This window comes from Streptomyces colwelliae (genome assembly GCF_048158785.1).
GTDB lineage: Bacteria > Actinomycetota > Actinomycetes > Streptomycetales > Streptomycetaceae > Streptomyces.
The window spans coordinates 20,038-31,186 of record NZ_JBLTJC010000102.1 but is presented as its reverse complement, the minus strand read 5'-3'; the positions used below and the strand labels follow the sequence as shown (position 1 = coordinate 31,186).

Below are 11,149 nucleotides of genomic sequence, written 5' to 3'. Positions count from 1 at the left end.
TACCTCTCCGAAGCCTCCATGGCCGAACTCCTCACGACGCAACCGACCGAGGACGATCCCCAGCTTCCACCACAGCAGAAACCGAATCAGCTCGACCAGTGACTACACCACTCGGCGGGACACCATCCGCATGCCCGTGGGATGTCGTCAATCGATCGAATGACGACACATACCGCGGGCGTCCAATGAGGCCGTTTCAACCTGAAGGTGCGGGTCATGGGGTCCGGTGCGGCTCCGGGGCGGGGTGCTCTGCCGGCAGAGGGCGTGAGCGGGAGATAGTTTGTCACCGCCGGACTTCGGTGTTCGCCAGGACGAGCAGGGCCCGCAGGAGCGTGGTCGCGTGACGGGCGTTCACCCGGAGCTTCGAGGCGAAGCGATGCGGCGCGCCCTATCTCTGCTGCGGTGTTGACGGGCCCTCGACCCTGTTCAACTGCGCCATGAGTTCGCGGTTGGTGGCCCGGGCGGCTTGGAATTCCTCCTCCCCCGAGTCCGCCGCCGCAGCCACCGCGCCTACGCGTTCGCCAACCGGCTGCGCTGGGCCCAGACGCGAATCAACGTCGCCGCGGATTTCCTGGGCACCATGCAGGCGGCGGGGTTGGACCTGTCGGAGGTTACCCAGCACGAGGTCGACAAGTGGCTGGCGGCGGACCGCAGCACCCGTTACGAGGTCCGCGACTTCCTCGTCTGGGCAGCACGCCGCGGCCACGGCCGGGACCTCGTGGTCCCCCTGCGTCCAAGGCCGGACCCCATCTCGCTGGACGAGGACTCCCACTGGGAGATCCTCCACCAGTGTCTGACCGACACAGCCCTGCCGCTCGACGTCCGCTGCTCCGGCGCCGTCCTCTTCCTCTTCGGGCAGGAAGTCACCCGGATCGCCGCGCTGCCTGCCGACGCCATGGCCGTGCGGAATCAGGAAACAGTCCTCGTCCTGGACCGCGCCCCCTCCGTCTGCCCGCCCCCCTGACCCGGCTCCTGAGCGAGTTCGCCGACCAGCCGCGGCCACCGGGCTGGGCAACGAACTACCCCAACCGCTGGCTCTTCCCCGCAGCCGAGCCAGGCCGTCACATCACAGGCACCACACTGGCCCGCCGCCTCACCGACCACGGAATCCCCAGCCGCCCCGCCCGAGCCACCGCCCTCGTCCAACTCGCCCAGGACATGCCTCCGGCCGTCCTCGCAGCCCTGCTCGGCCTCCACCTCAACACCGTCACGCGATGGCGCTCCCGCGCGCTCACCGACTGGACCGCCTACCTCGCCGCCCGAGCAGCCGACCGCAGCACCACCGTCCGTCACTCCCCGGCGCCACGAAGCGGGCGTACCGCCGGCTCAAGCAGCGACAAGGTCCGCTGATACGCGTCGAGGCCGACGCGAATGCCGACCGGCATCGGCAGATTCGGGCCGGCGTGTCCGAACTCGACGTTTCCCAGGACCGGGATGTCACGGTCGCCGAGGACGTCGAGGACCACCTCTTGCAGGGTCGGGGACGTGTCGGGCGAGTCGAGTCCGTCGATCGCGGTCGGGATGCCCACGACCATGCCGACGATGCGGTCGAGGATGCCGGCGTGCCGCAGTACCTGCAGATAGCTCCACACATGCGATGCGTGGCTGCCCGCCTCCTCCCAGAACAGCACGGCGCCGTCGAACTGTTCGAGCGGCAGCGCGTACGAAGTCGCCTGTGCCAGCACGATGCGGTTGAGCAGCCCGCCGATCAGTCGGCCTTCGGCGCGACCTGCACGCCAGCATTCCCACGACGCGGTGGTCGGCAGCGCACCGATCGGCTCCGTACCGGTCAGCAGCCTCAAGTAGAGCTTCTCCAGCACCGCTTGGCGTGCTGCGGGCGCCGCCTGCCAGTGCCCGCCGAGCCCCGGGGTGGCCACGTCGGCATGGAACCCGACCAGACCCGTGCGTGCATGCAGCACCAGATGCAGCAGCGAAATGTCGCTGTAGCCGAGAATCGGCTTGGGGTCAGCAGTGACCGCCTCGAAGTCGATCAGGTCGAGGTAGCCGAGTGCCGTCTGGCCGCCGTCATGCGCGATGACGGCGCGCACCTCAGGGTCACGCAGAAGAGCATTGAATTCCCCGGCGATCTCGGCCGGCGTAGCCGCGCTCCACCAACGGTGCCGCCCTGCTTCGCATAGCGGTGCCCGACGCACGCGGAATCCCATTCGCTCAAGCACGACCACCGCCTGCTTGAGGTCGGGCTCGTAAGCGGCATGGAGCGGACCGGACAGCGATGCGATCACGACGAGATCTCCGGGCTTCAGGGCAAGAGGTCGAAGCGGTTGAGGCAGTGCAGTCTCCGTCACCGAGCGAGTATCCCGACCGCCTCAGCAGCATGCGACGCATTTACCGACCAGCCCTGCCTGCATACCCACCCTGCAATCCGTGATCGGCGTTGGAATACCGCGCAGCCCGACGCCGTAGCTCGCCTTGATGGCATCGACCCGCCGTTGCAGAGCTGCCGTCGCATCGGGGGACTTCAATACGGTCATCATGCCGGGAGCATTGGCAAAGCTCAGCGCGACCCCGAGTGATTGGCCGGCAGCGGCACTGTGGGCGTGACGCCGGTCCATCAGTGCCATCCACGCAACAGCGCTCACTGTCAGCAGCAATACGATCGCCACCTGCAATGCGAACATCTGACCGACCACACTGCGCTTCGAGAACGGTCTCACACTGCTCGCCCGCCTATCCGCATAGGGAGGGAAAGAAAAGCGATAGTTTGTCCATCTAAACCCTATTCCTACTCGAGCGGGTATCTGGGGGCGCTGCCGCAGCAAACGATGGGTCCGGCGGGGCTGCGTCAAAGAGGCCGAAGCAGCGAGTTTCGGAGCCGGGCAGCGACTTGCCCAATCTTCGGCCGATGACCCGACCGCTCCAGCACTTCCCCGCCCCTCCCCCAGCCTGCGTCTTTGGCCGGACGTGGGGCGCCCGAGGAACGCTGGCGACCAGGGAGAAGGTAGGCACCGCGTCTTTCAGTCGTCGTGGTGGCGGGCCGGCACGTGCTTCAAGGCGAGGCCGTAGACAGTGGCGGGGCTGTCTACGGAGGAGAACACCAGGCATATGCCCGGGCCGTAGCCGGCACCGAAGTCGTCGAAGCCGCTCGCTGTGAGGATGTCAAGGACAGCCCGGGTAGCCGTGGCTGCGGTCCCGACGAGGGTGCGTAGGGCGGTGCTGCGGGAGCATCCAGCCGGTGCGGCGGCCTGTCGGACCGGGTGTTCGTCACGTTTGATGCGCGTGGATCTGCTCATGGGCGGGGCCACACTCCTCTCCTGTTCGATAGCGGGGGCAGGCGCTACGTCTTGGTCTGGTGTCTCGGATGCTTTCTCTGGCCGGTCAGGGCAAAGCGCGTGAGGGCGTGTTTGTCCGGGCGCGGTGGGGCCACATCTGCAGAAGAGGGGCATCAGCTCGTGGTGCGCACCCTCGGTTGGGGCGATGACACCAGACACCCCGGCACCGTCAGCGGGGCGTCCCTCTTCCACCCCACGGCAAGGGACCAGGGTCGGGCTGGCCGCTTACCTCTGCGGATGGTGCCGGCGACCGCTCGCTTGGACGTTCTCCATCAGCTTCCGTTCTCACCGCCGCAAGCGCAGCGGGAAGACCACGAACGTCGCCCCGTCACAGCGACAGCGATCGGGCGCCGTGGTCGAAGAACAGCAGGGACAGCGCCACCGTGGTCTCAAGGATGCCGTTCACCGCAGTGGTCAACGGCTCGGCATCCCGGCCTTCTGCCGACGATGGGGGCGGTCAGGATGCCATGTGACATCCGAGGTTCTGTCGTCACCACGCCTGCTGCGTAAGAAAGAAGCGGTTCCAGAAGTCGAGTCGGGGCGTCTCCGCCAGCGGGACGGGGCCGAAGCCGCTGCCGAGTTCCATGACCGTCGGTGACTCGGCCGACCAAGCCGGCCAGTGTGGCAAGCCGGGGCTGTTGGGGTCGCCGGTGGCCACGAAGTTGGCCCAGTAGGCGCTCATGGTCTCCGTCACGGCGCAATCCCGGTCGCTCCAGTCGCCGTGTTCGGGGTGGAGGTTGCCGAAGGCGAAGTCGATCTCCGAGCCGTGCGAGGCGCGGCGGGGCTTTTGTCCCATCACCGGGGAGGCGTGGGTCCAGAAGTAGGTGTACACGGACCGGCCAGCGTGGGCGGTCCAGTCCTTCGCCCACAGCCAGGTGGAGATCCGGGCGTTGTCGCGCACCGCGGCGCAGTGGGCACGTCCGGCCTCGTCGTCCGTGGTTGCCGGGTAGAGCCGTAGAAACTCCTCCGCCATCGGGCCGAACTTCTCGCGGGACGCGGCGACGAACGCCTCCAGGGTCACGTGGACCGGCGGCGCGCCCGGGCGCCAGGTCCTGCGGCCCGCCGTCCGGTAGAGCGCGAAGGTGCTCTCGGGCACCGCGCCGCTCTCGTCGAGGTTGTTGCCCGCGAGGTAGTGCACGTCGTTCTGTCGTCCCTGGGCGTACGTATCCGCGTAGCCGCTGGGGATGACCCAGCCGTCGACGACCGGTCGGAATAGCGGCGGTTTGGCCGGGCCGCCGGTGTCGGCGGCACTGTCGACGGCGGAGGCGTTGCCCTCGACGAGCCTGGGCCACGGCAGCGACCGCAACCGCTGCACGGTCCGCGCGCCGCGTTCGGCCGCGTACCGGGTGCCGGCGGTCTCGGCGCCGTCCAGGGTGCGGTAGGAGGAGGCGAGGAACCGCAGCTCCGGGTCACGGAAGTGGCGGGCGTGGCTCTGCGCGACGGCGCGATGAAAGAGTCCCTTGGCCAGCGGTGACATGGCCAGGAAGTTGACCGATCCGGCGCCGGCCGACTGCCCGGCGATCGTGACCCGCTCGGGGTCGCCGCCGAAGTTGGCGATGTTGCGCCGCACCCATTCGAGCGCCGCGATCTGGTCGAGCATCCCGTAGTTGCCGGAGGCACCGTGCGCGGACTCGGCGCTCAGTTCCGGCGTGGCCAGGAAACCCAGCGCGCCCAGGCGGTAGTTGAAGGTGACCACCACGACGCCCTTGCGGGCCAGTGCCTCACCGTCGTAGCGCAGGTGGGCGCCCGTTCCGACGCGGAAGCCGCCGCCGTGGATCCACACGAGCACCGGACGCGGCGGCTCGTCGGCGGCGGGCGCTCCGGTCCAGACGTTGAGGTACAGACAGTCCTCGCTCATCGGCAGGTCGAGCCCGTCCAGTTCGGGTCCGGGCGCCTGTGGGGCCACGGGGCCGAAGGTGTTCGCCGTGCGCACCTCAGGCCAGGACGCCGGGGGTTGTGGTGGCCGCCAGCGCAGCTCCGCGACCGGGGGTGCCGCGTAGGGGATGCCGCGGAATACCGTGACTGCGCGGTCCCGTCCCGGTATGCCCTCCACCAAGCCCGGTTCAGTCTTCACTGGCTGGAGCATGAGGTCTCTTTCTGATCAGTGGCGAGCAGTTCGTCAGCGTGAGGGGGCGTCACTGGGAGCGTCGGCGTGCTCTTGCTGCGCGTGCAGCAGCAGTGCCTGCCGGGCGGAGGCAACGTGGTGGCGCATGGCGGCGGCGGCCGCCTGGGGGTTGCGCGTGACGATGGCCAGCAGGATGGCCTGGTGCTCCTCCAGCGAGCCGGTGCGTGGGTGCGGTGCGGAGAGGTTGCGGTACTGGCGCATCACCAGGGGGTAGAGCAGGGTGTCGAAGGCCTTGGCCAGGGTGTGCTGGTGTGCGGCCGCCTTGACCTGCTGGTGGAAGCGGCGGTTGCCCTTGGAGTAGCCCGCCTGGTCCCCTCGGGCCTTGCAGTCCTCCATCGTCTCCAACGTGCGGCGCAGCTCGGCGATCTCCTCATTGGTGGCACGCTCAGCGGCCTTCCCGGCCAGGGCGGATTCCAATGTCTCGCGGGCCTCCAGGATGTCCGCGGCCTCCTCGACCGTGAAGCTGCGGGTGCGGACACCGCGGTTGACCTCGCTGGTGACGTAGCCCTCCTGGGTCAGCTGGACCAGGACTGCCCGCATGGTGCTGCGCGAGACGTTGAACATCCTGGTCAGGTCGGCCTCGGTGAGCCGGGCGCCGGGCTCGACGCTGCCCGACAGCAGCAGCGAGCGCAGCCCGTCGTACGCCTGACTCTGACGGGTGGCCGCCGTGCGGCCGCCGTCCGCCTCGTCGAAGCCATTGGAATCCACCTTTGGATCACCCCGTGGGTCTACTGGAAAGGACAACTGCTGGCCGGAGTATCGCCGACGCGCGGCACACCGTCGCTCTCAACGGGACGGTGGTGGCCGGAGGGTCAGCTGCGGTCACCGGTCAGTCCCGGGTACAGCCGCCGGGCCGTGCCCGCGAGGATCTCCTGGCGGTCCCGCTCCGGCAGCCCGGCGAGCAACTCCTCGGCGAGGGCCAGGAGTTCGGGCAGGGACTGTTCGGCCGCGGGCAGGTTCGATCCCCAGGCGATCCGTCCCGCGCCGAACGCCTCGATGACCGGTCCGAGGAAGTCGTCGGCCTGCTCGCCGGCGTCGCGGAGTCGTTCGAGGTTGCGGTGGGTGAGTTTGAGGTGCAGGCCCGGGTGTACGGCGAGTGCCGCGACCGCCGATGCAGGACACGACGTCCGCGGGGTTGGAGATGACATCCCAGACGCGTTCAGGAGGACTGGGTACGGCGATCTCTTCCGTGATCGATATCAAAACTGTGAACCTCACTCGGCGGGCGTGGCGTCAGGGGAATGACGACGGCCTGGGGTGGCGGGTGGTTCGGCCGTGTCAGGCGACCGCCTTGCCGCGCTCGACCTGGAGCGAGACGCCCTCGATCGCCAGCCGACACCTTCCAGGGAGCTCGGGCGTGATGTGCGCGACGTAGGGCTTCGCTGTGCGAGTGGAACTCATTCATCGGCATATTCGTCTCCTGTGCCCTCCCGCTGGTTGACAGGGCAGGAGGCCGTGCGCTCGCGCCGCTGATGGCGCTCGTGGGAGCCGTGTCGTTGTGGCTGATGTCCTGGACGACGGCTCGTTCCGAGGCCGTCGGGCGCCTGGACGGCTGCATCCGTTGTGTCGACTCATCTGCTCGCAACACCGTCCGCCACAGACATTGTCTGACAACTGGTGATGGGAACGTAACATCGCCGACCCACGCCGACAAGATTGGTGCAGGAAAAACCTTCCACGCCCCAACGAGCCAAGGTCAAACTCTCAAGGATTGTTGGACAACCAATAGAACTCTCCACTACTACGGACCTTGACGCCTGGCCACGGACTCGGGGATGGCTCCGTGCTCCGGCCCGGGAACGGAGATCCAGATGCAGACACAAAGCCTTCGGTGCACAGCGCCCGATCAACGGCCGGCCGTCACGGCCGTCGACCGCCAGACACCGGGGCGGGACGGCGGGCGCGGCCGGTCAGCCGCAGCGCTCCGGTGACCGGCATCCGCCGAGGCCGGCGGCTGCCGGACGTGCCGGATGCGGCCGAGGCCGGTACCGGCGGGCGCATGGGCGCCTTCGCTTCGCTGCGGATCAGGAACTACCGGCTGTACGCGCTGGGCCAGACCACGTCGGTGGTCGGGAACTGGATGCAGAACATCGCGGTGGGCTGGCTGACGCTGCAGCTGACCCACAGCGGGACGCTGCTGGGCGTAGTGACCGGGACCCGCTATCTGCCCCTCCTGCTGCTGGGCGCCTGGGGCGGCCTGGTGGTGGACCGGCACGACACCCGGCGCCTGCTCACCCTCACCCAGGTGTGCTCCGCCGTGCAGGCGGCACTGCTGACGGTGCTGTCCTGGGCGGACGTCATGACCTTGCCGCTACTGCTGGCCCTGATGCTGGCGATGGGCTTCACCAACGTCTTCGACAACCCGGCCCGACAGAGCCTGATCAGCGAGTTGGTGGACCGCGAGCACCTACCCAACGCCATCGCCGTCAACTCGACGTTCGTCAACACGGCGAAGCTGGTGGGTCCGGGGCTGGCGGGTGTCGTGATCGCGGCCCTGGGGGTGACACCCTGTTTCGCGCTGGACACGGTGTCGTTCGTGGCCGTGATCGTCAGCCTGCTGATGCTGCGCACGCGGGAGATGCATCCCACCGAGCGGGCGGAGCGGGCCGGCGGGCAGATCCGGGCCGGTCTGGCCTACATCCGGCGCACGCCGCAGCTGCTGTATCCGATGGCGATGGTCTACGTGACCGGGATGCTCACCTGGGAGTTTCCGGTGAGCCTGCCCCTGCTGACGACGTCCGGGTTCGGCGCGGGGCCCGCCGCGTACGGGGCGGCGATGGCGTGCATGAGCGTGGGCGGGGTGGTCGGCGGATTCGCGGCGATGCGCCGGCGCCGGCGCCTGGGGACGCGGTCCCTGTCGTGGTCGGCGGTGATCTGGGGGGCGTTGATCTGCGCCGCAGCGCTGGCGCCGGCCCTGCCGACGGCACTGGTGCTCCTGGTGTTCGTGGGCTCGGGATCGATCACGTTCAACTCGTCGGCGAAGACGCTGATGCAGTTGGAGGCCGTGCCGCACATGCAGGGGCGGGTGATGTCGATCTGGTCGATCGGCTGGCTGGGCGGCACGGTGTTCGGCGCCCCGGCGGTCGGGGCGATCGGCGCGGCCTGGGGTGCCCGCAGCGCGCTGCTGGTGGGCGGACTGGCCGCGGCGGGGGTCGGCGTGGCGGTGCTGATGCGGTCCACGAGGGACCGCGCCGTGTAGGGCTCCAGTCCTGGGTATTCGTGCAGGAGTGGTGGCGCAGTAGCCGCGCGCTGCGAGGGCCCCCTCGTCGACGCCGCCCTCACCTGCAGCCGCCCCGTGCCCCGGCTTCCTGCCGGATGACGACTGCGCGCCGCTCTGTCCGCAAGCGGCCGGACCTGGTCGCCCGCGGCGCGGTACAGCGGACCACAACAGCGGTTTCACGCCGCCTGCACCGAGTCGCGCGCCGCAGCCCTCGCCCCGTTGTTGTCCAACAATCCGGCGAGGAACCGACCCGAGATGTCAAGGAAACGAATGTTATTCCTGCAGACTTCTTGCAGCCCCAAGTCGGCGGTGTTACGTTCCCGTCACTGCTTGTCCGACAATCTCGGCTTCATGCAAGGTCGACTAAGCGGCATCCACAGATGAATTCAGCCGACACCGATACGCCAGCGGGTACATCCGCCAACGGGTACATCCGGTCGAGCCACCGTCGTAGTTCGGGAGCCACTCACCGCTGCAGATGACGGCCACCGCTGGCGTGCAGCAGGGCTTCCCCCACTTCCCTTCCCCGCGGAGAAGTCCGTTGAGACGGATGCGCCGACCAGCCAGTGCACTTTCAAAGATCTCGGAGGAGACCGATGAACAGTTCCTTCTCGACGGACGCCGATGTGCGGGGCAGCCGGGGCGGGAGTGCTCGCGTGGATCCGCTCAAGGTCGCGGTCCGCGACTACGCCCACACCCGCGCCCTCAAGGACGGGACGGTGGCACCCGAGGGGTGCGAGCTCGACTTCGTGGAGGTGGAGCCCATCCACCGGGCGTTCGCCCCGATGGTGCGCGAGCTGCGCTACGACGTGAGCGAGCTCGCCGTCGCCACCCTCCTGCAGGCGGTCGAGGCCGGCCGGCCCGTGGTGGCCCTGCCGGTGGTGCTGCACGGCAACTACCACCACCGCTCGATCTCGGCCTGGGAAGGCACACTCGCCCCGGCCGATCTGCGCGGGCGCCGCGTCGGTGTCCGCGCCTACAGCCAGACGACCGGCCTGTGGGTCCGCGGCATGCTGAGCGACACCTACGGTGTCGCCTCCCAGGACATCTCCTGGGTGACGACCGAGGGACCGCACGTCGCCTCCGCCGAGGAACCCGCGAACGTCGAGCGTACCGACGCCAAGCTGGTGGACCTGCTGCGCGCCGGCGATCTCGCGGCCGTGGTGATGGGCGCACGCTCGGCGGACCACGTCGACGGCCTCGTGCCGCTGATCCCGGACTGGAAGGCGCGGCAGGAACAGCACTTCCAGCAGCACGGCTGGATCCCGGTCAACCACCTCGCCGTCGTCCGCCGTGACCTGCTGGAGGAACGGCCCGACGCCGTCCGCGCCATCTACCGGGCCATGACGCGCAGCATCGACCTCGCCCGCTCGCCGGCGCCCAGCACGGTCCGTGAGGCGGTGGTCCAGTACGGCGTCACGGACACCCTCCTCGCCACCCTGGACACCGCGATCCGCTACGCCCGCGAGCAGGAGGTCATCCGCTCGGCGATGACGGCCGAGTCGCTGTTCGCCGACTTCACGAAGTACGTGGCGCAGTCATGAGCCGGGCCCACTGATCCGCCGCCCACACGCCCGGCTCCGCCACCGTCCCCAGGAGAACTGATGCTCTACTTCGACACCCACACCCACGCCATCTCCGGCGATACCGGCGCCTACCCGTCCAAGCCCCTCGGCGGCAACCACTCGGAGTGGTCCCAGCATCGCCCCGTCGATGTCGACGGGCTGATCCGCAGCCTCGACAGCGCGGGCGTGGAGCGCGCGGCCCTCGTCCAGGCCTCCACGTTCTACGGGTTCGACAACCGGTATGCCGCCGATGCCCTCAAGCGCCACCCCGACCGCCTCGTGGGTGTCTGCTCGGTGGACTTCCTCGCCGACACGGCCGTCGAGGACCTCCGGTACTGGATCGAGGAGCGCGGCTTCGGCGGCGTACGGATCCGGGTGTCCGACGGCACGACCAAGGTGCCCACTCCGGGTTCGGGTGTCTCGGACGTACGCATGCAAAGTGTCTGGGACTACGTGACGGCGCAGCAGATCCCGGTGTGCATTCAGATGCACTCCAAGGACGCGCCGAAGCTGGCCGAGGTGCTCCGCTCGCGCCCCGGCATGACGGTGCTGCTCGACCACGCGGGACGCCCCAACGCGGCGGGCGGCGCGCCGTACGAGCACCTGGACGAACTCGGCCGGCTGGCCCGCTTCGAGGGCGTGCACCTCAAGGTGACCCCGCCCGCGCTGCGTCGGCTCCAGGACGAGCCCGGCGCCGACGTCACCGAGGTGCTGCGCCGGCTCGTCGAGATGTTCGGCGCCGAGCGCCTGATGTGGGGCTCGAATTTCCCGGCCTCGGCCGGGGCGCTGGCCGATCTGCGCGATGGGATCGAGGAGCGCCTGTCCTGGCTGGAGGGCGCGGACCGCGCGGCCGTGCTGGGTGGCAACGCCGCGCGGGTCTACGGAGTGGCGGTCGGCGCGCGGTGACACTCCGGCAGCGATCCGCAAACCCTGCGAGCGGCACGAGCGG

At 69.2% G+C, this 11,149-nt stretch carries 12 protein-coding genes; 5 read left to right on the top strand and 7 right to left on the bottom strand.

Annotated features, from left to right (window positions below; translation table 11 throughout):
- Positions 1 to 466: 466 nt before the first annotated feature.
- Together ACNFOC_RS22220 and ACNFOC_RS22215 are read left to right on the top strand one after the other, a co-directional pair.
- The gene (locus ACNFOC_RS22220; protein WP_416960841.1) at positions 467 to 964 is read left to right on the top strand and encodes a hypothetical protein; all 498 of its coding nucleotides are present in this window, start codon (positions 467 to 469) and stop codon (positions 962 to 964) included.
- Entirely contained in the window at positions 949 to 1,350 is a 402-nt protein-coding gene (locus tag ACNFOC_RS22215) for a helix-turn-helix domain-containing protein (RefSeq protein ID WP_416960843.1), read from the top strand. Before ACNFOC_RS22220 ends, ACNFOC_RS22215 begins: the two co-directional genes overlap by 16 nt.
- On the opposite strand, the gene ACNFOC_RS22210 is transcribed toward ACNFOC_RS22215, so the two are convergent.
- The 7 genes from ACNFOC_RS22210 to ACNFOC_RS22180 all read right to left on the bottom strand — a co-directional run bounded on the left by ACNFOC_RS22210 (position 1,290) and on the right by ACNFOC_RS22180 (position 6,816).
- Positions 1,290 to 2,306 carry a S66 peptidase family protein gene (locus ACNFOC_RS22210; protein ID WP_416960840.1) on the bottom strand — a complete coding sequence of 339 codons (1,017 nt, stop codon included), beginning with the start codon at positions 2,304 to 2,306 and terminating at the stop codon, positions 1,290 to 1,292. The genes ACNFOC_RS22215 and ACNFOC_RS22210 overlap by 61 nt on opposite strands.
- 21 nt (positions 2,307 to 2,327) lie before the next feature.
- Positions 2,328 to 2,639: a hypothetical protein gene (locus ACNFOC_RS22205; protein WP_416960839.1), complete on the bottom strand. Its 312-nt coding sequence runs from the start codon at positions 2,637 to 2,639 to the stop codon at positions 2,328 to 2,330.
- Positions 2,640 to 2,975: 336 nt separating this feature from the next.
- On the bottom strand, positions 2,976 to 3,251 hold the full coding sequence (locus tag ACNFOC_RS22200) for a hypothetical protein (protein WP_416960838.1): 276 nt from the start codon (positions 3,249 to 3,251) through the stop codon (positions 2,976 to 2,978).
- A gap of 529 nt (positions 3,252 to 3,780) precedes the next feature.
- On the bottom strand, positions 3,781 to 5,364 hold the full coding sequence (locus ACNFOC_RS22195) for a carboxylesterase/lipase family protein (RefSeq protein WP_416960837.1): 1,584 nt from the start codon (positions 5,362 to 5,364) through the stop codon (positions 3,781 to 3,783).
- Positions 5,365 to 5,409: 45 nt separating this feature from the next.
- Positions 5,410 to 6,123, bottom strand: coding sequence for a GntR family transcriptional regulator (locus ACNFOC_RS22190; RefSeq protein WP_416960836.1), 714 nt, complete (start codon positions 6,121 to 6,123; stop codon positions 5,410 to 5,412).
- Positions 6,124 to 6,227: 104 nt separating this feature from the next.
- A complete protein-coding gene (locus ACNFOC_RS22185; RefSeq protein ID WP_416960835.1) occupies positions 6,228 to 6,563 on the bottom strand; it encodes an amidohydrolase family protein in 336 nt (111 codons plus the stop codon).
- Positions 6,564 to 6,693: 130 nt separating this feature from the next.
- Positions 6,694 to 6,816, bottom strand: a complete 123-nt coding sequence (locus ACNFOC_RS22180; protein ID WP_416960834.1) for a hypothetical protein — start codon at positions 6,814 to 6,816, stop codon at positions 6,694 to 6,696.
- A 526-nt stretch (positions 6,817 to 7,342) separates the two neighbouring features.
- Between ACNFOC_RS22180 and ACNFOC_RS22175 the strand changes: the two genes are divergently transcribed.
- The 3 genes from ACNFOC_RS22175 (at position 7,343) to ACNFOC_RS22165 (ending at position 11,106) form a co-directional block, all read left to right on the top strand.
- Positions 7,343 to 8,614 (top strand): MFS transporter, encoded by a 1,272-nt coding sequence (locus tag ACNFOC_RS22175; protein ID WP_416960833.1) that lies wholly within the window; start codon positions 7,343 to 7,345, stop codon positions 8,612 to 8,614.
- 617 nt (positions 8,615 to 9,231) lie between these two features.
- The gene (locus tag ACNFOC_RS22170) at positions 9,232 to 10,179 is read left to right on the top strand and encodes a substrate-binding domain-containing protein (RefSeq protein WP_416960832.1); all 948 of its coding nucleotides are present in this window, start codon (positions 9,232 to 9,234) and stop codon (positions 10,177 to 10,179) included.
- Positions 10,180 to 10,239: 60 nt separating this feature from the next.
- A complete protein-coding gene (locus ACNFOC_RS22165; RefSeq protein ID WP_416960831.1) occupies positions 10,240 to 11,106 on the top strand; it encodes an amidohydrolase family protein in 867 nt (288 codons plus the stop codon).
- Positions 11,107 to 11,149 lie beyond the last annotated feature (43 nt).